This is a genomic window from Streptomyces sp. NPDC057743, assembly GCF_042798755.1.
Taxonomy (GTDB): Bacteria; Actinomycetota; Actinomycetes; order Streptomycetales; family Streptomycetaceae; genus Streptomyces.
In genome coordinates, this window is record NZ_JBHVJX010000034.1 from 24,315 (window position 1) to 46,235 (window position 21,921).

17 protein-coding genes and 1 riboswitch are annotated in these 21,921 nt (G+C 72.7%); of the genes, 11 read left to right on the top strand and 6 right to left on the bottom strand.

Annotation, left to right across the window (positions count from 1 at the left end; translation table 11 throughout):
* Positions 1-176 precede the first annotated feature (176 nt).
* The 3 genes from guaA (at position 177) to ACFVFQ_RS30375 (ending at position 3,737) form a co-directional block, all read left to right on the top strand.
* Positions 177-1,763, top strand: a complete 1,587-nt coding sequence (gene guaA / locus ACFVFQ_RS30365) for a glutamine-hydrolyzing GMP synthase (RefSeq protein ID WP_383422157.1) — start codon at positions 177-179, stop codon at positions 1,761-1,763.
* 183 nt (positions 1,764-1,946) lie between these two features.
* Positions 1,947-2,834: a 2-hydroxy-3-oxopropionate reductase gene (locus ACFVFQ_RS30370; RefSeq protein ID WP_383422159.1), complete on the top strand. Its 888-nt coding sequence runs from the start codon at positions 1,947-1,949 to the stop codon at positions 2,832-2,834.
* A gap of 117 nt (positions 2,835-2,951) precedes the next feature.
* On the top strand, positions 2,952-3,737 hold the full coding sequence (locus ACFVFQ_RS30375) for a class II aldolase/adducin family protein (protein WP_383422161.1): 786 nt from the start codon (positions 2,952-2,954) through the stop codon (positions 3,735-3,737).
* A 134-nt stretch (positions 3,738-3,871) separates the two neighbouring features.
* Here the strand turns inward: ACFVFQ_RS30375 and ACFVFQ_RS30380 are convergent, their stop codons facing one another.
* Positions 3,872-4,630, bottom strand: a complete 759-nt coding sequence (locus ACFVFQ_RS30380; RefSeq protein WP_383422163.1) for a hypothetical protein — start codon at positions 4,628-4,630, stop codon at positions 3,872-3,874.
* A 9-nt stretch (positions 4,631-4,639) separates the two neighbouring features.
* Entirely contained in the window at positions 4,640-5,329 is a 690-nt protein-coding gene (locus ACFVFQ_RS30385; RefSeq protein ID WP_383422165.1) for a hypothetical protein, read from the bottom strand.
* 254 nt (positions 5,330-5,583) lie between these two features.
* On the opposite strand from ACFVFQ_RS30385, the gene ACFVFQ_RS30390 reads away from it, so the two are divergent.
* Positions 5,584-6,885 carry a hypothetical protein gene (locus ACFVFQ_RS30390; RefSeq protein ID WP_383422236.1) on the top strand — a complete coding sequence of 434 codons (1,302 nt, stop codon included), beginning with the start codon at positions 5,584-5,586 and terminating at the stop codon, positions 6,883-6,885.
* A gap of 631 nt (positions 6,886-7,516) precedes the next feature.
* Positions 7,517-8,050 (top strand): TQO small subunit DoxD, encoded by a 534-nt coding sequence (locus ACFVFQ_RS30395; RefSeq protein ID WP_383422166.1) that lies wholly within the window; start codon positions 7,517-7,519, stop codon positions 8,048-8,050.
* A 236-nt stretch (positions 8,051-8,286) separates the two neighbouring features.
* On the opposite strand, the gene ACFVFQ_RS30400 is transcribed toward ACFVFQ_RS30395, so the two are convergent.
* Together ACFVFQ_RS30400 and ACFVFQ_RS30405 are read right to left on the bottom strand one after the other, a co-directional pair.
* Positions 8,287-8,511 (bottom strand): hypothetical protein, encoded by a 225-nt coding sequence (locus ACFVFQ_RS30400; protein ID WP_383422168.1) that lies wholly within the window; start codon positions 8,509-8,511, stop codon positions 8,287-8,289.
* A complete protein-coding gene (locus ACFVFQ_RS30405; RefSeq protein ID WP_383422170.1) occupies positions 8,508-9,929 on the bottom strand; it encodes a PspC domain-containing protein in 1,422 nt (473 codons plus the stop codon). The genes ACFVFQ_RS30400 and ACFVFQ_RS30405 overlap by 4 nt, the downstream gene beginning before the upstream one ends.
* Before the next feature lie 304 nt (positions 9,930-10,233).
* Here ACFVFQ_RS30405 and ACFVFQ_RS30410 point away from each other — a divergent pair, with 304 nt between their 5' ends.
* The 4 genes from ACFVFQ_RS30410 (at position 10,234) to ACFVFQ_RS30425 (ending at position 15,764) form a co-directional block, all read left to right on the top strand.
* On the top strand, positions 10,234-12,177 hold the full coding sequence (locus ACFVFQ_RS30410; protein WP_383422172.1) for a serine/threonine-protein kinase: 1,944 nt from the start codon (positions 10,234-10,236) through the stop codon (positions 12,175-12,177).
* Positions 12,178-12,264: 87 nt separating this feature from the next.
* Positions 12,265-13,593 carry a PspC domain-containing protein gene (locus tag ACFVFQ_RS30415; protein ID WP_383422174.1) on the top strand — a complete coding sequence of 443 codons (1,329 nt, stop codon included), beginning with the start codon at positions 12,265-12,267 and terminating at the stop codon, positions 13,591-13,593.
* A 119-nt stretch (positions 13,594-13,712) separates the two neighbouring features.
* Positions 13,713-14,423 carry a LuxR C-terminal-related transcriptional regulator gene (locus ACFVFQ_RS30420; RefSeq protein ID WP_383422238.1) on the top strand — a complete coding sequence of 237 codons (711 nt, stop codon included), beginning with the start codon at positions 13,713-13,715 and terminating at the stop codon, positions 14,421-14,423.
* Between the two features lie 216 nt (positions 14,424-14,639).
* Positions 14,640-15,764, top strand: coding sequence for an alpha/beta hydrolase (locus ACFVFQ_RS30425; RefSeq protein WP_383422176.1), 1,125 nt, complete (start codon positions 14,640-14,642; stop codon positions 15,762-15,764).
* A gap of 548 nt (positions 15,765-16,312) precedes the next feature.
* On the opposite strand, the gene ACFVFQ_RS30430 is transcribed toward ACFVFQ_RS30425, so the two are convergent.
* Positions 16,313-16,948, bottom strand: a complete 636-nt coding sequence (locus ACFVFQ_RS30430; protein WP_383422178.1) for a C40 family peptidase — start codon at positions 16,946-16,948, stop codon at positions 16,313-16,315.
* 256 nt (positions 16,949-17,204) lie between these two features.
* Here ACFVFQ_RS30430 and ACFVFQ_RS30435 point away from each other — a divergent pair, with 256 nt between their 5' ends.
* A complete protein-coding gene (locus ACFVFQ_RS30435; protein WP_383422180.1) occupies positions 17,205-17,558 on the top strand; it encodes a hypothetical protein in 354 nt (117 codons plus the stop codon).
* Positions 17,559-17,743: 185 nt separating this feature from the next.
* Here the strand turns inward: ACFVFQ_RS30435 and ACFVFQ_RS30440 are convergent, their stop codons facing one another.
* Positions 17,744-18,889 (bottom strand): NlpC/P60 family protein, encoded by a 1,146-nt coding sequence (locus ACFVFQ_RS30440; protein ID WP_383422182.1) that lies wholly within the window; start codon positions 18,887-18,889, stop codon positions 17,744-17,746.
* A gap of 7 nt (positions 18,890-18,896) precedes the next feature.
* A riboswitch (cyclic di-AMP (ydaO/yuaA leader) is annotated at positions 18,897-19,080 on the bottom strand.
* 234 nt (positions 19,081-19,314) lie between these two features.
* Between ACFVFQ_RS30440 and pcrA the strand changes: the two genes are divergently transcribed.
* Positions 19,315-21,870 (top strand): DNA helicase PcrA, encoded by a 2,556-nt coding sequence (gene pcrA, locus ACFVFQ_RS30445; protein ID WP_383422184.1) that lies wholly within the window; start codon positions 19,315-19,317, stop codon positions 21,868-21,870.
* Positions 21,871-21,921 lie beyond the last annotated feature (51 nt).

Consider the following 21,921-nt stretch of genomic DNA (forward strand, 5'->3'; position numbering starts at 1 on the left):
GGCCCGGGGCGCCTGGGGAAGTCGCTGTCAGTTGATCAAGCAGCACGACCTTGGCAGCCGGACGGGCCGGTGCCATAGGTAAAGACGAAGGTGAGCTGCTTGGACATGGCGCTCAGTATGAGCCCGTTAGAATCGAAAGTCCAACCCCTGCTCCACACCGCCGGAAGGCCGCCGAAGTGCCATCAGCGCCCCCTGCCGCCGCACCAGACGTCGTCCTCGTTGTCGACTTCGGCGCACAGTACGCCCAGCTCATCGCCCGTCGGGTCCGCGAGGCCCGGGTCTACAGCGAGATCGTGCCGTCCACCATGCCGGTGGCCGAGATGCTCGCCAAGAACCCCAGCGCGATCATCCTCTCCGGCGGTCCGTCGTCGGTCTACGCCGAGGGTGCCCCCAGCATTGACCGTTCACTGTTCGAGGCCGGTGTCCCGGTCTTCGGCATGTGCTACGGCTTCCAGCTGATGGCCACCACGCTCGGCGGCACGGTCGACAACACCGGTGCCCGCGAGTACGGCGGCACCGCCCTGACCGTCAGCAAGCCCGGTTCCACCCTCTTCGAGGGCACCCCGGTCGAGCAGTCGGTGTGGATGTCGCACGGCGACGCCTGCTCCGCGGCCCCCGAGGGCTTCACGGTCAGCGCGTCGACCGACATGGTCCCGGTCGCCGCCTTCGAGAACGACGAGAAGAAGCTCTACGGCGTGCAGTACCACCCCGAGGTGATGCACTCCACGCACGGCCAGCAGGTCCTGGAGCACTTCCTCTACCGCGGCGCGGGCATCGAGCCGAGCTGGACGACCACCTCGGTGGTCGAGGAGCAGGTCGCCGCGATCCGCGAGCAGGTGGGCAGCAAGCGCGCGATCTGCGGGCTGTCCGGCGGCGTGGACTCCGCGGTGGCCGCGGCCCTCGTCCAGAAGGCCATCGGCTCCCAGCTCACCTGCGTCTACGTCGACCACGGCCTGATGCGCAAGGGCGAGACCGAGCAGGTCGAGAAGGACTTCGTGGCCGCCACCGGCGTCCAGCTCAAGGTCGTCGACGCCAGCGAGCGGTTCCTGAACGCGCTCAAGGGCGTCTCCGACCCGGAGCAGAAGCGGAAGATCATCGGCCGGGAGTTCATCCGGGTCTTCGAGCAGGCCCAGGCCGAGCTGGTCGCCGAGGCCGGCGCCGACGGCGAGGAAGTGGCCTTCCTGGTCCAGGGCACGCTCTACCCGGACATCGTCGAGTCCGGCGGCGGCACCGGCACCGCGAACATCAAGTCGCACCACAACGTGGGCGGCCTGCCGGAGGACATCGAGTTCGAGCTCGTCGAGCCGCTGCGCAAGCTGTTCAAGGACGAGGTCCGGATGGTCGGCACCGAGCTGGGCCTGCCGGACGCCATCGTCCAGCGCCAGCCGTTCCCCGGCCCCGGCCTGGGCATCCGCATCGTCGGCGAGGTCACCCAGGAGCGGCTGGAGCTGCTGCGCGAGGCCGACGCCATCGCCCGCGAGGAGCTGACCGCGGCCGGTCTGGACCGCGAGATCTGGCAGTGCCCGGTGGTCCTGCTCGCCGACGTGCGCTCGGTCGGCGTCCAGGGTGACGGCCGCACCTACGGCCACCCGATCGTGCTCCGCCCGGTCTCGTCCGAGGACGCCATGACCGCGGACTGGACGCGCATGCCGTACGAGGCGCTGGCCCGGATCTCCACGCGGATCACCAACGAGGTCGCGGACGTCAACCGCGTCGTCCTCGACGTCACCAGCAAGCCGCCGGGCACCATCGAGTGGGAGTGAGCGGCTCCCACTGACGCCCGATGAGGAACGCCGTCGTCCGCTGTGTGCGGGCGGCGGCGTTCGTCGTGTGCGGGCCGGCCCGGCGCGGGCGGGCGGTGGTTGACGGTCGACGACCGAGGAGGGAAGATATTTTCCGCTAGACGGTATTCATTCTTCGGTATGCGGAAGTGAGTGGGGCGCGCTATGAGCACCATCGGTTTCCTCGGCCTCGGCATCATGGGCAGTCCCATGGCGGTCAACCTCGCCAAGGCCGGGCACACCGTGCGCGGTTGGAACCGCAGCCCCGGCAAGGCGGGCGCGCTGCTCGCCGCGGGTGGCCGGGAGGCCGGGTCGATCGCCGAGGCGGTCGCCGACGCGGACGTCGTCATCACCATGGTCCCGGCCTCCCCGCAGGTCGAGGCGGTCGCCTACGGGCCGGACGGCATCCTGGCCCACGCCAGGTCCGGGGCGCTGCTGATCGACATGTCCTCGATCACCCCGCAGACCTCCATCGACCTGGCCAAGAACGCCGCCGAGAAGGGCATCCGGGTCCTGGACGCCCCGGTCTCCGGCGGCGAGGCCGGCGCCGTCGAGGCCGTCCTGTCGATCATGGTGGGCGGGGAGCGGGCCGACTTCGACGCCGCCAGGCCCGTCCTGGAAGCCCTCGGCACGACCCTCGTGCACTGCGGCCCGCACGGGGCCGGGCAGACCGTCAAGGCCGCCAACCAGCTCATCGTCGCCGTCAACATCCAAGCCTGCGCCGAGGCCGTGGTCTTCCTGGAGAAGTCCGGCGTCGACCTCGCGGCCGCCCTCGACGTCCTCAACGGCGGCCTGGCCGGCTCCACCGTCCTGACCCGCAAGAAGGACAACTTCCTCCGACGCTCCTACGCCCCCGGCTTCAAGCTGGAACTCCACCACAAGGACATGGGCATCGTCACCGACGCCGCCCGCACCGTCGGCGCCCCGCTCCCGGTCGGCGCCACCACCGCCCAGCTCATCGCCTCCGCGGTGGCCCGGGGCGACGGCGCGCTCGACCACTCCGCGCTGCTCCGCGGCGTGGAACTGCTCGGCGGCGACAACCGGGAGCAGTAGGGCCGCCCTTGGGGCGCGGCGCGGGTTGGTGGCGGCACGGGCCTGGTCTCCCGCGAAAGCGCGGGGTAGCTTCCGCCCGAGCGCCGCGAGCCGCCCGCGCCCGGAAGGAGCACCACGATGTCGGAGCCGACCCCGATACCCCCCGAGCAGCTGTACTTCGCGATGCCGCCGACGCACCCAAGCGTCGAGGAGGAGCGGCGGCACCGCAAGGAGCGCCTGGTGGCGGCGCTGCGCCTGTTCGGCCGGCACGGGTTCGACGAGGGCGTATCGGGTCATTTCACCGTGCGGGACCCGGAGTTGACCGACTGCTACTGGGTCAACCCCTTCGGCCTCGCGTTCGCGCTGCTGACCGTCGGCGACCTGATCCTGGTCAACGGCGACGGGAAGGTCGTCGAGGGCCACCACCACGTCAACCAGGCGGCGTTCACGCTCCACGCGCAGATCCACCGGGCCCGCCCAGACGTCGTCGCCGCCGCCCACAGCCATTCCCCCTACGGGCGCGCACTCTCCGCCCTGGGGGAGCCCCTCGCCCCGATCACCCAGGACGTCTGCGCGTTCTACGAGGACCACGTTCTCTACAACGCCTATACGGGCGTGGTGGTGGACGAGGAGGAGGCCCGCAAGGTGGCCGCCGCGCTCGGCCCGCACAAGGCGGTGATCCTGCGGAACCACGGGCTGTTGACGGTCGGCGACTCGGTCGACGCGGCGGCCTGGTGGTTCCTCACCATGGAGCGCTGCTGCCAGGTGCAGCTGGCCGCCAAGGCGGCCGGCAAGCCGGTGCCGATCGCCCACCAGGACGCGGTGCGCACCCGGGAGCAGCTCGGCAGCGACCTGGTCGCCTGGATCAACTACCAGCCGCTGTACCAGCAGATCGCCCGGCGCGAACCGGAGATGTTCGGCTAGCGATGTTCTGCTGGCGCTGCCGGCCTGTCGGTCGCGTGCGCGAGGTCGGGCCCGCGCGCACGCGACGGACGGCGCTCAGGAGGCCGTGAGAGGCCCGGTGAGCGCCGTCCGCGGGTATCGAGTGCTCCCGGGCGCTACTTCTGCGGGAAGAGCTTCAGGAACGGATCCACGGCGGCCGGCAGCCCCCGGCTGAACGGCGCGTCGAAGTCCCAGACGAGGAAGAGCAGGAAGGCGATCAGCGCACTGAACAGGCCGGCCATCAGCAACTCCCGTGCCGAGCGCCTGATCTGGAGCGTGAACATCACCCCGATCGAGATCACGCCCCCGACGATCAGCCCGAACCACACCACTCCGGGAAGCGTCGGTTCCGCCGCGTCCGAACGGGCCATCCGCGCGCTGTCCGCGGCCGCCACCTGGTCGATGAGGGGCTGGTAGGACTCCCGCTCGTAGTCGTCCCGCGGGTGGTAGCCGATGACGTCGGAGCGGACCTTCGCCAGCAGGGCGTCGCCCTGATCGGTGAGCTCGCCGCGCTCGGCCATCACCGGCCACTCCTTGTGGACGACATAGCTGACATAGGAGTTGGCGTCCGCGCGGATGGCGTCCCGTACGGGTGCCGGCCACGCCTGGGCCCGCGCGCTGACCTCGTGCAGCGCCTGCGCCTCGGCCCGCACGGTGTCCTCGGCGGTGCTGCGGGCCTCCCAGACACCGGCGATGGCCAGGCCCAGCACGATCGCGTAGACCACGCCCACCATCATCGTCAGGTACTCGATCACGTCCGGCGTCTCGGACGGGTCGTCGTCCTCGCCGATTCGGCGGTCCTTGAGGACGGTGATGGACAGCACGACGCCGCAGACCGCGGCCATGGCGATGGTCAACACCAGCCATTGCGACATGGAGACCTCCTACGAGGAGCTGCGCCCGGCGGTGCGGGACGAGGAGCGCGAACGGGGACGGAGGGCGACGCCGGCCACCACGGCCGGGGTGGTGACCAGCAGCATCCGGGTCACCACGGAGCGCCCGCGGTGCGGCTTGTGGCGGGCCGGCGGCACATAGTCGTGCCGGGCCGCCGGCTGCGGAACTTCCAGGAGGTGCGGGGGCGTTGAGGGGGGTGGTGGCGCCGGCGGCGTGGGGCGCGCGGGCGGTGGCGCCGGCGGTGACGGCCGGGGCGCCGGTGGGTCGGGCGGCGCGTGCCATGGGTGGGGCCGCGGCGCCGCGCTCCGACTGGGCGGCGGCGGGGCCGGTTTGGGCGTGGGACGGGGCGGGGGGTGGTGCGTCGGCTTGGTGCAGGGGAAGTGCCAGCCGGGCGGCATGGGGAACTCGGTGGGCAGGTGGACGGGCGGAGCGGTGCCCGCGTAGGCGCAGTTGTCGCCGGACGGCCGCTGGAGCGGTCCGGGGTGGGCCGCCGCCGGCGGGGACGTGACCAGGGCCAGCGCGGCCGCGAGCGTCGACGCCGCGGCCAGCGCCAGGGCCGCGGCGCGGACCAGGGCGGCGAACGGCGGCCGACCCGCGGACCGGCCACCGCGCCGAACACGGGAGCGCCGGCGCGCTGTGGCGCCGGCGTCGTTTCGGACAGATTCGTGTATCTCGTGCACGGCGGGAAGTCTGCGCAGCGCCCGGGCCGGGCAGCCGCCCCTCGACGGCGATTCGCCCAAACGGGGGGCATCGGGGAAAGCGCGTCCGGGCGACCGGCGGGCCGCCGCACCGCCTGCGCACAGGTGAGCGTCAACCTGCCGATGCCCAACGGGACTTCCGTGACCTGGACGATTACCCCTCGCCCCGGTGGTCTACGGCACAATTCCCGTCCAGGGAAGAGAAGTTGATACGAGCGCGGCGGGGCGGTACGGACGTGTCGGTGGAATCGGCGAGCACAGTGGCCGGGAGGAGCGAGCCGGGAGGCGGCGCGGGGCCCGGCGACGGCGGCGGATGCCGGTGCGGACAGTGCCCGCACGGGGCCCGCGAGGGGCACCGGCAGGCGCTCGCCGCGTTCGTCGCGCTGCGCGAGGAGTTCGCCGCCGGGCGCGGGGTGCCGGCCGGGTTGGCGCACTCCGCGGGCGCCGCCCGGCAGTGGGTGTCCGATGAACTCGCCCTGTCGGCCCGCCTGTTGGCCGAACGCGGCGCGGCCGAGGGCGCCACCTGGCCGGCGACGGCCCGCCTGCGCGCCGTACTGGCGGTCTGGGCCGGGGTGTTGGCCCTGCTGCTCGGGCAGGCGCTCACCGCCGTCGGGCACGGCTGGACGGCGGGCCGCACGGCCACGCTGGCCGCGGCCGGCCTCCTGGCGCTCGGGGTGACGGCCGCGGCCCGCCTCCACCGCGAACAGGGCGGCGCGCTGGCCCCGTTGGTCGGCGAGGATCACCGGCTGTCCACCTCCCGGGCGGTGGCCGTGGCCTGGGTGACGGCGGTGCTCTACGCCGTCCTGACGCTCGCCGTCCAACTGGCGCTGGGCCCCGGCCCGGATGCCCGGCACCACCTGCTCTCCGGGCTCGGACTGGTCTCCTCGGGCGGACTGTTGGCCATGCTGGCCATCGGGTCCACGGTGGCCGTGCTGGCCTACGGGATGACCGCCGGGCGGGTCCGCGCCGGACGGGTGCAGAAGGTGCCGGCCGACCGGCCGCGGGTCGCCGACCTGCTGGCCGACGACGGGGGCCGCGGCAGCTTCACCGACGCGCAGTACGTGCTGGTGAACGCGGCCGTGCTGGCCTTCGCCCTGGTCCGACTGGCCGGAGACCCGACCCAACTGCCCGGGCTCCCCTGGGTGTTGGTGGTCCTGGCGGCGCTCTCCGCGGTGACGTACCTGGCGGGCAAGGCCGTCTCCGGGGGCCGGCCGGTGATCCTCTCCGTGGTGCGCGCCAGGGAGCTCGGCGACCTCGCCGCCCCGATCCGCACCGGCGACGACATCGAGATCCGCGGTGCCGGCTTCGTCCCGCCCGGGGCGGCGACCCCGGACCGGCTGGCCCGTACGGTCGTCCGGATCGGCGGGGTGCATGTGCCCGTCCCGCTGGTGCCGGTGCCCGGCGGATTCGGCAACCCGACGGACGGGGTGCTGACCGTGCCGGTCCCGGTCGACGTGGAACCGGGCCCCGTGGACGTCCGGGTGATCACGGCCGCCGGCGCGGAAACCCGGTCCTACCGGATCGAGGTCCAGGACTGAGGCGAGCGGGGGCGGTGGGGGCGGTGGCCCATCCGCTTGGTGCTGTGGTGGTTCAACCCTACTGATGCCTAAGTGGGGTTGATGGCCCGTTGGCCGCGGGGGGCGCGCATCTGGGCGATGACGTAAGGATGTTGGCCGGGCTCGCGACTGGTCTTGTGCCCGCCCTCACGCCTGGTCTTGCACCTGGCCTTGCGCTCGGTCTCGGGCGCATCCATCCCTGTGCTCGTCCGGCATGGCGCTCAGCCGGCCTTGCGGTCGTTTCCCGCCTTGCGCTCGTCCGGTGTCGTGCTTGTCCGGTGTCGTTCTTGTCCGGCCTTGTGTGGGTGGTGACACGGGGCCGGCGTTGGCGGGGCCCATCTGGGCGGTGGCGTAGGGATGTTGGCCGGCTTCACGCCTGGCCTTGCGCTTGGCCTCGTGTTCGCCGGGCCTCGTGTTCGTCCGGTCTCGGGCTCGTTCGGCCTCGCGCGGGCGGTGCTGGGGGCCGGCGTTGGGGCCCGTATGGGCGGATCCGTCTCCGGCGCCGGAGGGAATGCGGGTGGGAATCTCGCGCAACCGCGCGTACGCATCTCGCCAAGCCGTGCGGGTCCCGGCACAATCGTCTGCCCCCGGTGGCAACGGAGAGGCAGACGTCATGGCCCACGCACACCGCACGCACCCCGCCGACCTGGCCGGTACCCGGCCCGGCGGGCTCCGGGGCGGGCTGGCGCGGCACGCCCTGCTCCCGCTGCGCCTCTTCCTGGGCGCCACCTTCCTCTACGCCGGAACCCAGAAGCTGACGGACCGGGCCTTCCTGAGCACCGGCGGCAAGGGCTCGCTGGGCGAACTGCTGCGGCAGGTCCACGACTCCGCGGCGCTACCGCAACTGGTGGAGCTGGCGCAGCACAGCCCGGTGGCCTTCGGCTATGCGCTCGCCGGCGGCGAGGTGCTGGTCGGTATCGGGACGCTGCTGGGGCTGCTGGGCCGGCTGGCGGCCCTCGGGGGCGCGCTGATCTCGCTGACCCTCTGGCTCACCGTGAGCTGGCCGGCCGCCCCCTACTACTACGGCAACGACCTCGCCTATCTGATCGCCTGGACCCCGCTGGTACTGGCCGGCGCACCGCGCTTCTCGCTCGACGCCGCACTCACCCACCGCCGCAGCCGACAGGGGGGACAGCTCTACGGCTGAGCGGAAGCGCCCGAGCACCTCAACACCGCGGGCGTGGGCGTGCTGCCCCTTGCCGGCTCGTTTGTCGCCTGGTGCTCGGCGTTCCGCCGCGGGTTGTTCGTCATGACGACTGCCGGGGCGGGGTTCTACGGGGGAGTGGGGGCGCCCCGGTGCTTCAGCCGTGCGAGCAGGAGCATGTCGCCCATCGCCCGGTCCTTCCATCGCGCAGCGCTCGGTGCTCCGCCGGCGGCCGCCCGTCATGACGGCTGCCGGGGCGGGGCGTCCCGGTGGTGGTGGCGTCGGACGGTGGCCCAGACGGCCGTGGTGATGCCGGAGAGCAGCAGGCCGGCCGGGATGGCGAAGAACAGCCAGGGGCCGGGGGCGTGCCAGCGGCCGACGGCGTCGAGGCCGTAGCCGACGCCGACGGCGAGGGCGGCGACGCCGGTGATCAGGCGGCCCGGCTCGAAGGGGTGACGCTTCACTTGGAGGCTCCCTGGGGGGTCTGGGCCGGGGACGGGGTGGCCGAGGGGGTCGGCGCGGCACGCTCGACGGCGATCTGACCGACGCCGACCTTGAGGTCCAACTCCAGTGCGCCGTGCGGCGGCTCGCCCTTCCTGAGGCCCTCCGCGGCCAACGTGACGGTCCGCTGGCGGTGCCCGGCGACGATCTCCACGTCGTTGGCCGCATCGCCCGGCATCTGGATGTCACCGGCGCCGAGCGAGAGGTGGAGCGTCGCGGTGGTGCGCTGCGGCAGCGTCACCTGGAGCCGCCCGGCGCCGACTTCCGCCGTGCTGTGGACCGTCGCGCCGGGTTTGAGGGGGAGTTGGGAGAGATCCAGCCGGGCCTCACCGGAGCCGACCGCGTAGCGCGGCTGGACGGCGGTGGCGGCGGCCGGCGTCCAGGTGCGGCGCTGCCAGTCGGCGGTGACGGTGGGGGGCAGCGCCGTCGCACCGGCCAGCAGGGCCGCCGTCAGCATCATCAGGAAGACCGTGCCGCCGCCGGTGCGCCCCAGCCACGCGCTCAGGAGGAGGCCCAGCCCGAAGACGGCCAACGCGCAGGCCAGGCCCGCCTGGAGGGACGGGGCCAGCGCGGCGTGCCGGGACACGGCGAGGCCGGTGCCGGTGCCCGCCAGCACGGCGAGCACGAACGTCCGCCCGCCGATCGCCCGGCCGCGTAGGGGCCGGGGCGGGGCGGCGGTGCGCGCGGCGGCCGGGGGGGACGGAACCGCGCCGGGCTGCCCGGGGCTGGCGTCCGCGTCGTCGGGCGCCCCGTGGGTGAAGTCGTAGCTGATGTCGAGCCGGGCGTCCTCCGGGCCCCAGAGATAGCCGCGGCGCATCAGTGCCTCGGTGCGCGGATCGCGCCACCAGGACGGGGCGTTGGGGGCCGGGGGCGCGGTGGCCTCCGGCGGGGCGTCGGCGACCGCCTGGGCCGTGGCGGCATCAACGGAGCCCAGGCCCTCGGACTGCGCCCGGCGGCGCTGCCGCGACCAGTAGGCGGCGCCGGCCACCGCCAGCGTCACCATGATCGCGAAGGACATCATGCTGCCCTTGCCGAGCGTGGTCAGGAACAGCGCGCAGCCGGCCAGCGCACACAGCAGCGCCGTCAGCGCCGAGCCCTCGACCCGGCCGGAGAGCAGCCGGCGGCCCTCGTTCTCCTCCTGGCCCTCAAGGGGCACGATCAGCCAGGCGAAGCCGTAGAAGATCAGGCCGAGCCCGCCGATGGAGAGCACGGCGAGCACGACCCGGAAGATCACCGGATCGACGTCCCACTGCCGGCCGAGGCCGCCGCACACGCCCGCGACGACCTTGTGCCGCCGGCTGCGGCGCAGCGGCGGGCGCGGCGGGGTGGGGCCGGCGGGGTCGGAGGCCGTCGGCTCCGCGGCGGTGGGTGCATCGTTCATGGAGACATGGTGACAAGGGCGGCGGGCGCGCGGTATCGGTGAAAACCCTGGCTGACCCCTGAGATCCCCCGGAGCGACCCTGGGGTTTTCCCCGAGGGGCCCAGAACCGGGCCTTCCAGAGCGCGCCGTGGGGCGTCGAACCACGCCCCGAGCCGCCGAAAAGTGGCCGCGCCCGCCGCGTGCGCCGCGACCCGCGTCGGAAAAAGAACTCGTCGCGGCGGTGGCCGGAGCTCTTTTCCGTCCGGCCGAAGACTATCGTTGCGCCCTGAACCTGAATACGTACGGGTTTCCGGAGGGGCGTGCGGTGTCGGAGGACGAGGGGCGACTGGTCGCCGGGCGGTATCGCCTGGTCCAGCGGATAGGCCAAGGCGGTATGGGCACCGTCTGGCGGGCCCGGGACGAGCTCCTGGGGCGTCAGGTCGCGGTGAAACGCCTGCACGTCTCGCCCCAACTCGACGCGGACGAACTCGCCACCCGCCACGAGCGCACCACCCGTGAGGCGCAGGCCGCGGCGCGGATCAACCACCCCAACGTCGTCGGCGTCCACGACGTCGTGGACGACGAGGGGTCGCCGTGCATCGTCATGGAGTACGTCCCCTCCTCGACGCTCGGCGACGCCATCAAGGAGGCGGCGCAGTCCGGCACTTACCTCTCGCCCCGGGAGACCGCCCGGATCGGCCGCGGCATGATTTCCGCGCTGCGGGCCGCGCACTCCGCCGGCGTGCTGCACCGCGACGTCAAGCCGGGCAACGTGCTGCTCGGTGAGGACGGCCGGGTGGTCCTCACCGACTTCGGCATCGCCGTCGCCACCGGCACCTCCACCCTCACCAAGACCGGCGAACTCGTCGGCTCCATCGACTACCTGGCGCCCGAGCGGGTCAAGGGCGGTACGCCGGGGCCGGCTTCGGACCTGTGGGCGCTGGGGGCGACGCTCTATCAGGCGGTCGAGGGGAAGCCGCCGTTCCGTAAGAACACCGCGGTCGAGACGGCGTACGCCATCGCCGTCGACCCGTTGGAGCCGCCGCGCAGCGCTGGCCAGTTGACCGCCCTGATCGAGGCACTGCTGGCCAAGGAGCCGGCCGAGCGGCCCACCGCCGAGGTCGTCGAGCAGGCGCTGCGGGCCGCCGAGGCCGAGGTGGACACGGCGCTGATGGGCTGGCCCACGCTGGCCCTGGGGACGGTGGGCCGCGGCCGGCGCACCGAGGGCGAGCCCTCCGAGGCGCCCACCCGTCCGGTCACGCACACCGGCACCCCGGCCACCTCCACCCACGCCAACACCGGCACCGGCCCCGGCAGTACCCAAAGCCCCACCGGGGGCGGCGCGGACACCGGCTCGACCACCGGGAGCGCCGCGGGTACCAGGGCGGGGACCACGACCGGGACCGCCCCTGGGGCGGCTGCCGGAGCCACCGCGGGGACCACCGCCGGAACCGGTAGCCATCCGGGACCGGCGACCGGCGCGGCTCCCGGTGGCCATCCCGCCGCCGGCCTTCCCGTCGGCGCGGCCCTGGACGGCGAGGTGACCGGCCCGGTGTCCGTACCGGGCGCGGCGGCCTCCCGCACGCCCACCGAGGCCCGCACCGATGTGCTCGGCGGCTCCCCGGCGCCCCGCAAGCGGCGGGGCCGGGTCGTGGTCTGGAGCGTCGTCGGCGTCCTGGTCGTCGGCGGCGGCGCGGGCACGGCCTGGTACGTCAGCCACCGCAAGAGCGACGGCAGTTCGACCAACCAGGCGGGCGACAGCGTCCCCTCCCCTCCGGCGCGGCCGACCCCCAGCGCCGAACCGCCGCCGCCCCTGCCCCAGGGCTACCGCCAGGCCACCGAGAAGGACATGGGGGTGACCTTCCCGGTGCCCTCGGGCTGGAAGCGGGAGGTCAAGGAGCCCGGCCGGCAGATCGTCTACTCCTCCAACGCCGACCTGGCGCAGCTCACCATCAGCAGCCTCGACTTCGCCTCCGCGGACCAGGTGCAGCACTTCAAGAGCGTCGAATCGGACATGAAGCGCCAATACCCCAACTACAAGCGCCTCCGGCTCCAAGACACCATCTACCAGGGCGACCCGGCCGCCATTTGGGAGTTCACCTTCCAGGGCCGGGCCCGTGAGTACCGCGGCATCGACCTGGGCTTCGGGCGCGAGGGCTCGAAGGAGTACGCGATCTACGTCTCCGCGCCGTCGGCGAACTGGTCCACGTTCGAGGAGGTCTTCTCGAACGTGAAGGACGGATTCCGGAAAACCGCGACTGCGGGCTGACCCGCAGCGGGTCCCTGAGCAAGCTCAGGGACCGGTCAGGGTCGACCCTGATGTCCCCGGCCCGGCCGGCGTGTGACGATCTGAGGCATGACCACAGCGCCACCGCGCGCCGAGACGGGCTACGCCCCGGCGCCGGACCCCGACGAACCGCCCGTGCGCAAGCTCTACCGCAGCGCCGAGGGGCGGCTGCTCGGCGGTGTCGCGCGCGGGCTCGCCGGGCACCTCGGGCTGCCGGTCACCTGGGTGCGGATCGTCTTCGTCGCGCTCTTCATGGCCGACGGCATGGGCGCGCTGCTCTACGCCGCGTTCTGGTTCTTCGTGCCCCTGGGCGTCGGCGGCGTCGAGACCCGGCAGCCCGCGGCGGGGGAGGGGCGGCGGCTGCTGGGCCGCAGGCCCGACAAGGGGCAACTCCTCGCTCTGATCGCCCTCCTGGCGGGGGCCTCGATCGTGGCCTCCCGTTTCCAGCCGGGCCGGGCCAATGTCTACCTCTGGCCGGTGCTGCTCATCGGCGCCGGTGTCGCCCTGGTCTGGCGCCAGGCGGACAACTCCCGCCGCGCCCAGTGGCTGGAGCTCGGGCGCCGCAAGGGCCTGCTGCCGGTGGTGCGCGGCGCGGCCGGGGTGCTGCTGGTCGGCGTCGGGGTCACCGGCATCGTCGTGCTCCAGGGCTCCGTGCAGAACCTCGGTTCGGTGCTCCAGGCCGCGCTCGCCGTCGTCGTCGGCATCGCCCTGCTCGCCGGCCCCTATCTCGTCCGGATCACCCAGGACCTCTCCGAGGAGCGGCTGATGCGCATCCGGGCCCAGGAGCGCGCCGAGGTCGCCGCCCACGTCCACGACTCCGTCCTGCACACCCTCACCCTGATCCAGCGCAACGCCGACGACCCCCGGGAGGTGGCCAGACTGGCCCGCGCTCAGGAACGCGAGCTGCGCGCCTGGCTCTACAAGCCCGAGGGCCGCGGCAAGGATGAGGACGAGGAGCCGGCGACGCTGGCCGAGGCGGTGCGGGCGGCCGCCGCCGAGGTCGAGGACCACCACGGCGTCCCCATCGAGGTCGTGGTGGTGGGCGACTGCCCGTTGGACGAGGCGCTCGGCGCGCAGATGCAGGCCGCGCGCGAGGCGATGGTCAATGCCGCCAAGTACGGTGGCGAGGGCGGCGCGGTGCAGGTGTTCGCCGAGGTGGAGGGCCGCACGGTCTTCGTCTCGGTCCGCGACCACGGCCCCGGTTTCGACCTGGACGCGGTGCCCGCGGACCGGATGGGGGTACGGGAGTCCATCATCGGCCGTATGGAGCGCAACGGCGGCACCGCCCGACTGCGCGCCGCCCCCGACGGCGGCACGGTCGTCGAGCTGGAGATGGAGCGCGGCGAGGAGCGCGGGGGCGCCGACCGCCGCGCGGGCGCGGAGGGGGAGCCGCAATGAGCGCGATGACATCCCCGGGCGTTCCCGGGGACGACGGCGTCGACGGGCGGGCCCGCGGCGGCACCGCGGACGGGGCGGGGGATCATGACGGGGCAGCGAGCGAAGGACGGACGGACGAGATGAGCAGCGACGACGCACAGCAGGGCGAGACCGGCGGCGGGGGCCAGGACCGCACCGTCCGGGTCGTGCTGGTCGACGACCACCGAATGTTCCGGACGGGCGTCCAGGCCGAGATCGGCCGGACCGAGCAGACCGGCGTCGAGGTGGTCGGCGAGGCCGCCGACGTCGACCAGGCGATCACGGTCATCACCGCCACCCGCCCCGAGGTCGTCCTCCTGGACGTGCACCTCCCCGGGGGCGGCGGCGTCGAGGTGCTGCGCCGCTGCGCCGGGCTGATGGCCGACCCCGAGCAGCCGGTGCGGTTCCTGGCGCTCTCGGTGTCCGACGCGGCCGAGGACGTCATCGGGGTCATCCGCGGCGGCGCCCGCGGCTACGTCACCAAGACGATCACCGGCACGGACCTGGTCAACGCGATCTTCCGGGTCGCCGACGGCGATGCGGTCTTCTCGCCCCGCCTGGCCGGCTTCGTCCTGGACGCCTTCGCCTCGACGGACGCCCCGCCGGTGGACGAGGACATGGACCGCCTCACCCAGCGTGAGCGCGAGGTGCTCCGGCTGATCGCCCGCGGGTACGCGTACAAGGAGATCGCCAAGCAGCTGTTCATCTCCGTCAAGACGGTTGAGTCACATGTCTCGGCCGTGCTGCGCAAGTTGCAGCTCTCCAACCGTCATGAGCTGACCCGTTGGGCGGCCGCCCGCCGCCTGGTCTGACCTGCGGTTTCGCGGGAGCGTGGGGGTGCGGGGGCGGACGGTCGGGGACCGCCCCTGTGATGCAGGGCACGGAGGGGGTGCGTAAAGAAGCGGCCAAGGCGGGCAACCAGGATCGCGCGGATCGCCATCTAAGGGCGCGGAGAGGCTCGCTGCCCGTAGGCGGGGCCGGAACCAAGCCCACGCCCTGCGCGCATACGTCCTGGAAACGAGATCCCGATGAGCCTGACGGGTACGCCCTTCTTCCTCTTCTCGATCCTGCTGTTGATCGTCGCCCTCGTGCTGCCGTTCACCGTGTGGGGCCGAGTCGCTGGGCCGCCGCTTGTGCGCGGCCTGGCACGGCTGTTGATGCTGCTGTTCGCCCAGGCCACCGCGATCACCGTGGTCTTCCTGATGGTCAACAACGCCAACAACCTCTACGACAACTGGGGCGACCTGCTCGGCACCGGCAACCACATCGACGCGGCCCGGAACCTCGGGCCGGACGGGCTGGGCGGCAAGAACCTCAAGGACGAGCCCAAGGTGCTCCAGCACTTCCGGCCGGCGGACGACCCGGTGGTGGGCCCCGGCGTCCAGATGACCGACCTCAAGGGCCAGATCTCGGGCGTCAACGGCGAGGTGTACGTCTGGCTGCCGCCGCAGTACAACGACCCCGCCTACAAGGACAAGAAGTTCCCGGTGGTCGAGCTGCTGCCCGGCTACCCCGGGTCCTCCAAGTCCTGGTTCGGGTCGCTGAAGGCCAATGAGCAGCTCGCGCCGCTGATGCAGAGCGGGGCGGTCAAGCCGTTCATCCTGGTGGCGCCGCGGACCAACGTGCTGCCCAACGCCGACACCGGGTGCGTCAACCTCCCCGGCAAGGTCAACGCCGATAGCTGGCTGACCGTCGACGTCCGCCAGATGGTGATCGACAACTTCCGGGCCGGCAACAAGCCGGACTCCTGGGCGCTGGCTGGCTACTCGGCGGGCGCGCACTGCGCGACCAAGCTGGCGCTGGCGCACCCGGACCGGTACCGCGCCGCGGTCGGCATGTCCGGCTACAACGACCCGGCCATAGAGAAGGACTCGCTCGCCGGCAAGGACCCCAAGCTGCGCGTGGAGACCAACCCGCTGCACATCCTGAAGGCCGCCAACGCGGCCGGGCGGCCGCCCCGCACCGCGCTGTACATCTCCGGCGCGAACGGCGACGGTTACCAGGCCGGGATGGGCCTCAAGCAGCTCGCGAAGCAGCCGACGACGGTCACCGTCGAGCAGATCTCGGCGGGTGCGGGCGGTCACACCGTGCCGGTGTGGAAGCGCCAAGTGCCGGAGATCTTCCGTTGGTTCGGGTTGTACCTGCGGGGCTAGGGCCTGCCCGATGGGTCAGGGCCGGGTAGGACGGGGCGTCCTGAATAGCGGAGCTATTGGGGCGTTTCGGCAACGCCGCGAGGTGCCGTGCCAGGCGTCGCGGTCCCGGCCATGACCCATCGGACAGGCTCTAGCGCGGACGGCGGCCCGCGTGGTCCGCCCCAACGGCCGTCGCGGCAGGCGGAGTTCATCGTTCGGGTGAAACTCCTCCGGAGTTGCCGGAACCGGGCACATCGCCGCGCCGCGGTGCGTTGTACAGCGTGACAGGGATCGACGCGCGAGGGACGTACGGGGGCGGTGCAGATGTGGGGTCACGGTGGCGATGGGGAGCGGCCGGGAGGGCTACCGCGAGGGTGGTCAGGGCGGGCGTTCGGCGCCCAGCGGCTGCTGCGGGGACGACCGGGGGCGTGGCCGGGGGAGCGGTCGTACGGTGACGGGCGGGCCGACGGTGGGCGTCGGCGCGTAGCCAGGTGGGTGGCCCAACGGGCGGCGATACCCGGGTGGTTGGGCGGTTAGGGCCTGCCCGATGGGTCAGGGGCGGAGAAGCCCTAGGCCGGGCGGGTCGCGCCGGCGAAGGGCATCCGGTCGATCGGGGTGATCTGGACGGGCTCGCCGGGGTGTGGTGCGTGGATCATCTCGCCGCCGCCGATGTAGAGGCCCACGTGGCTGATGCCGGAGTAGAAGAACACCAGGTCTCCGGGGGCGAGTTGGGGCCAGTCGATGCGGGTGCCGGAGGCGATCTGGGTGTAGGTCGTGCGGGGCAGGGCGATGCCAGCGGCCTGCCAGGCGGCCTGGACCAGTCCCGAGCAGTCGTACGCGGCTGGTCCGGTCGCGCCCCAGGCGTAGGGCTTGCCGAGCGCTCCGCGGGCGAAGGAGACGGCGCGGGCGGCGCGTTCGGCCGGTGCCGGGGTGCGCGGGGCGGTGGTGGGCCCGGGTTCCGGGGGGCGTTCCTCGGCGTTCGCGGGGCGGGTGCCGAGCCGGCGGATGCTGCCCAGGCGGCGGGCCCAGCCGGCCACCGCGGTGGCCTGGTGGCTACCCGTGCGCTCCAGCACCGTGGCGCCGTCCAGGCAGCGCTGCGGGTCCGCGGCGATCAGCAGCCCCGGGTGGGCGGCACGGGCGGCGCGGGCCCGGGCCGGCGGCGGTGCGAGCTGCGGTCGCTCGGCGGTCGTGTGGTGCGAGGCCATGGCGGCCGTCACTTCCTTCCCTGCGGGGCGGGGCGACCGGAGAGTGCGGGCCCGGTCGCGTGCAGGAGGAAGCTAGGCCCGGGGTCACGGCGGCGAACCCCCTTGCCCGGCATTGCCGTTATCCGACCGCTCATGGTGCGGGGATGACCGCCCGGGCGGCCGGGGGCGAGCCGGGGCCGGCGGGCCCTGACCGAAGCGGGCATCGCGGACGCCCTGCCGGAAAGGACGTGCTATGGGGCGGATACGATCCAGCACTATGGACGTAGTAATCAATGTCTTCGTCGCCCTGCACATCATCGGCATCGCCTCCCTCCTCGGCGGGTTCCTGACCCAGATGAAGGCGATGAGCGCGGGCACCGCCCGCTTCGTGCCGGCCATGCTGCACGGCGCGCTGACGATGCTGGTCACCGGCATCGTGCTGGTCGGCCTGAACCAGATGCAGGGCGCCTCGCTCAACAACATCAAGTTCGGCATCAAGTTGGCCGTCCTGGTGGTGATCCTGGCGCTGGTCTACGTCAAGCGGGACGAGGAGAAGATCGCCAAGCCGGTGTTCGGCGCGGTCGGCGGCCTCACCATGCTCAACATCTTCATCGCGGTGCTCTGGACCTGAGCCCGCCCGGCGCCCCGGCGGCCCGCCCGGCAGAGAGCCGGCGGCCCGGCCCCGGCGCCGCACCGCCGTGCCGAAACGGCACACCGCGCGGTCATCCCGCTCCGTACTCCGGAGCCGGCGGATGGCCGCGCGGTGGCATGTGGGGGGTGGATCAGCGGGGCGCGGAGCGCGCGCCCGTGTGCCGGCTAGCCTGGCCGGACGCTCCCGTAGATCGGCATGTAGTAGATCGACTCCACCCGGACGTTGGCACCCGGGTGCGGGGCGTGGATCATCTTGCCGCCGCCGATGTACATCCCGACGTGGCTGATGTCGTTGTAGAAGAACACCAGGTCACCGGGTTGGAGATTCTCGGTGGAGATCCGGGTGCCGGTCTTGACCTGGTCCCAGGTCGTGCGCGGCAGATCGACCCCGGCCGCCTTCCACGCGGCCTGCGTCAGGCCCGAGCAGTCGTAGGAGTTGGGCCCGGTGGCGCCCCAGACGTAGGGCTTGCCCATCTGGGAGCGGGCGAAGGCGAGCGCCTTCTGGGCCTTGGTCCCGTACGAGCCGCTGTCCGAGGAGCCGCCGCCGGACGAGCTGCCGCCGCCGGTGTTCTGGTCGGAACCGCCGGGATGCTGCCGCCGCTTCTCGGCCTCCTTGCGGGCCTGCTCCTCGGCCTTGCGCTCGGCCGCGGCCTCCTTCTGACGCTCCAGTTCGGCCAGCCGCGCCTTCTCCTGCGCGGTCAGCCGGGAGAGCAGCTGCCGCGCCTCGGCCAGCTTGGCCTGGACGTTGCGCTTGGTCTCCTTCAGGGACGTCTGCGCGTGCTGGAGGTCGGTAAGGCTCTGCGTGGCCTCGGCCCGTTGGCGGGCGGCCACCGCGGCCTGCTCCTGATAGTCGGTGACCACCTGCTTCTGCCGACCGGTCAGCTGCTGCATCAGGTGGTTGCGGTCGACGAACTGCTGCGGGTCCTTGGCGAGCATCAGTTGGGCGGTCGGGTTGATCCCGCCGCTCTGGTACTGCGCCGAGGCGAACGAACCCAGCCGCCGCCGGGACTCGTTCATCTTCTCCGCGCGCCGGGCCGCCTCGTCGATCAGGCGGTTCACCGTGCGCTGCTCGCCGTCGGCCTTCTCCTTGGCGGCGTTGTACTTCTGGGTGGCGACCTCGGCCTGCTGGTACAGGTCGTCGACCTGCTGCTTGACCTCTTCGACGGTCGGCTGGGGCGCCTTGGGGGCGGCGTTCGCGGTCTGCGAGAGCAGGGTGACCGAGGCCAGTGCGGCCGTGGTCAGCCCGGTGGCCGTACGACGGCCGCCGGGCGTGGCAAGTATGGGGGTGCGCGGCTTGCGATGGGACGCCAAGGCCGGCGACTCCTTCCGTGGACCGCCTACCGGGTTAGCTGTCGGGTTCGGGCGGTCTGCTGACGGAAGGCTTGCCCTACGGCCGGTGCGTCCGCCTGGCAACGGTCGCCCCGGTCGATTCACCCCGGTGGTGCTTGTGGGTCCCCGGCTCCGGATGCCTCGCGGCAGGCCGGACTCGGCGGAGGCGGCCCGTGCGGACGCTGTCGTCCGCGGGGACGGCGGGCTGCCTTGAGCGAGACCGTAGCCAACTCGTGTGGCTTCTGTGAAGGCAGGTGTTCGATATGCCCGAAACCTTTTCGTGACCTGAATGCGGAGGGCCCACGAGGCGTCCCCGGCCGCGCAGATGACGCCCCGACCGGGGCGGTACCGGGCAATCCGTCACTTCGGGACCGGTTGTCAGTGCGGCGGCCTAGACTCGGTGGGCGATGAGCAGCCTCTTTGACGACAGCTTCCTGGCGGACCTCGGCCCCGCGGACGAGGAGCCCCCGCCGCCGCCCGAGGACGAGCACGGCCCGGCCCCGGAGGAGATCCCCGCCGACCTCTTCGGCGGGAAGTTCGACGCGCCCGCGCCCAGGGAGCCGTACTACCGCGACGGCGCCGCCCGCCCCGCCATCGACCCGGCGGCGCTCCTGGAGGGCCTCAACGACCAGCAGAAGGCCGCCGTGGTGCACAGCGGCAGCCCGCTGCTGATCGTCGCCGGCGCCGGCTCCGGCAAGACCCGGGTGCTCACCCACCGCATCGCCCACCTGCTCGCCGAGCGCCACGTCCACCCCGGCCAGATCCTCGCGATCACCTTCACCAACAAGGCCGCGGGCGAGATGAAGGAGCGCGTCGAGGACCTGGTCGGCCCGCGGGCCAACGCCATGTGGGTCTCCACCTTCCACAGCGCCTGCGTGCGGATACTGCGCCGGGAGTCCAAGCGGCTCGGCTTCACCTCGTCCTTCTCGATCTACGACGCGGCCGACTCCAAGCGCCTGATGGCCCTGGTCTGCCGCGATCTGGATCTGGACCCCAAGCGCTTCCCGCCCAAGTCCTTCAGCGCGAAGATCTCCAACCTCAAGAACGAGCTCATCGACGAGGAGACCTTCGCCGGGACGGCGGCCGACGGGTTCGAGAAGACCCTCGCCGAGGCGTACGCGATGTACCAGGCGCGGCTGCGCGAGGCCAACGCCCTGGACTTCGACGACATCATCATGACGACGGTCCACCTGCTCCAGGCGTTCCCCGACGTCGCCGAGCACTACCGCCGCCGCTTCCGCCACGTCCTCGTCGACGAGTACCAGGACACCAACCACGCCCAGTACACCCTCGTCCGCGAGCTGGTGGGCCCGGGCACGGTCGAGATCCCCGCCGCCGAGCTGTGCGTGGTCGGCGACGCCGACCAGTCCATCTACGCCTTCCGCGGCGCCACGATCCGCAACATCCTCCAGTTCGAGGAGGACTATCCGAACGCCACCACGATCCTGCTGGAGCAGAACTACCGCTCCTCGCAGACGATCCTCTCGGCCGCCAACGCCGTCATCGAGCGCAACGAGAACCGCCGCCCCAAGAACCTCTGGACGGACGCCGGCGCCGGCCCCAAGATCACCGGCTATGTCGCCGACACCGAGCACGACGAGGCCCAGTTCGTCGCCGACGAGATCGACCGGCTCACCGACGCCGGCGACGCCAAGGCCGGCGACGTGGCGATCTTCTACCGCACCAACGCCCAGTCCCGCGTCTTCGAAGAGATCTTCATCCGGGTCGGGCTGCCCTACAAGGTCGTTGGCGGCGTGCGCTTCTACGAGCGCAAGGAGGTCCGCGACATCCTCGCCTACCTCCGGGTGCTCGCCAACCCCGAGGACGCCGTCCCGCTCCGCCGGATCCTCAACGTCCCCAAGCGCGGCATCGGCGACCGTGCCGAGGCGATGATCGAGGCCCTCGCCCAGCGCGAGAAGATCACCTTCCCGCAGGCGCTGCGCCGGGTCGACGAGGCGTACGGCATGGCCGCCCGCTCCGCCAACGCCGTCAAGCGGTTCAACGCCCTGATGGAGGAGTTGCGCACCATCGTGGAGTCCGGGGCCGGCCCCGCCACGATCCTGGAGGCGGTCCTGGAGCGCACCGGCTACCTCGCCGAACTCCAGTCGTCCACCGACCCCCAGGACGAGACCCGCGTCGAGAACCTCCAGGAACTCGCCTCCGTGGCCCTGGAGTTCGAGCAGGACCACGGTGAGGCCGGTGAGGCCGACGAGACCCAGGAGGCCGAGGGGGCGGAGGCCGCCGCCCCCGGCCCCGGGACGCTCGCCGAGTTCCTGGAGCGGGTCGCCCTGGTCGCCGACTCCGACCAGATCCCCGACGCCCCCGCCGAATCCGACGACGCGGCGGGCGCCGAGGACCCCGGCGTCATCACGCTGATGACCCTGCACACCGCCAAGGGCCTGGAGTTCCCGGTCGTCTTCCTGACCGGCCTGGAGGACGGCGTCTTCCCGCACATGCGGGCGCTCGGCCAGACCAAGGAGTTGGAGGAGGAGCGCCGGCTCGCCTACGTCGGCATCACCCGCGCCCGCGAGCGGCTCTACGTCACCCGCGCCACGATGCGCAGCGCCTGGGGCCAGCCCTCGTACAACCCGCCCTCGCGCTTCCTGGAGGAGGTCCCGGACACCTTTCTGGACTGGCGGCGCACCGGCTCCGCGACGCCGTCCGCGTCCATGGGCGGCCTGTCGTCGGGCAGTTCGTCGGGCGGGGGTCTCGGCGGGGGCGGCATCGGCGCCTCGCTCTCCTCGACGCGGGCCAAGGGGCCGAGCGGCTTCGCGACCCGGCGGACCAAGGACCGCCCGGTGGTCTCGCTGGCCGTCGGCGACCGCGTCACCCACGACAGCTTCGGGCTCGGCACCGTCGTCGGCGTCAAGGGCAGTGGGGACAACGCCGAGGCGACCATCGACTTCGGCGGCGAGAAGCCCAAGCGGCTGCTGCTGCGGTATGCGCCGGTGGAGAAGCTCTAGCCAGTTGGCGAGCCGGGAGACGCGTGCGGGGCCTGTCGCGGTGTGCGGCGG

Coding starts and splice junctions, on each gene's coding strand:
- ACFVFQ_RS30435 (WP_383422180.1), top strand. CDS start 17,205: ATGGACGTAGTAATCAATGTCTTCGTCGCCCTGCACATCATCGGCATC.
- ACFVFQ_RS30375 (WP_383422161.1), top strand. CDS start 2,952: ATGTCGGAGCCGACCCCGATACCCCCCGAGCAGCTGTACTTCGCGATG.
- ACFVFQ_RS30430 (WP_383422178.1), bottom strand. CDS start 16,948: ATGGCCTCGCACCACACGACCGCCGAGCGACCGCAGCTCGCACCGCCG.
- ACFVFQ_RS30405 (WP_383422170.1), bottom strand. CDS start 9,929: ATGAACGATGCACCCACCGCCGCGGAGCCGACGGCCTCCGACCCCGCC.
- ACFVFQ_RS30420 (WP_383422238.1), top strand. CDS start 13,713: ATGAGCAGCGACGACGCACAGCAGGGCGAGACCGGCGGCGGGGGCCAG.
- ACFVFQ_RS30415 (WP_383422174.1), top strand. CDS start 12,265: ATGACCACAGCGCCACCGCGCGCCGAGACGGGCTACGCCCCGGCGCCG.
- pcrA (WP_383422184.1), top strand. CDS start 19,315: ATGAGCAGCCTCTTTGACGACAGCTTCCTGGCGGACCTCGGCCCCGCG.
- ACFVFQ_RS30395 (WP_383422166.1), top strand. CDS start 7,517: ATGGCCCACGCACACCGCACGCACCCCGCCGACCTGGCCGGTACCCGG.
- ACFVFQ_RS30370 (WP_383422159.1), top strand. CDS start 1,947: ATGAGCACCATCGGTTTCCTCGGCCTCGGCATCATGGGCAGTCCCATG.
- ACFVFQ_RS30380 (WP_383422163.1), bottom strand. CDS start 4,630: ATGTCGCAATGGCTGGTGTTGACCATCGCCATGGCCGCGGTCTGCGGC.
- ACFVFQ_RS30425 (WP_383422176.1), top strand. CDS start 14,640: ATGAGCCTGACGGGTACGCCCTTCTTCCTCTTCTCGATCCTGCTGTTG.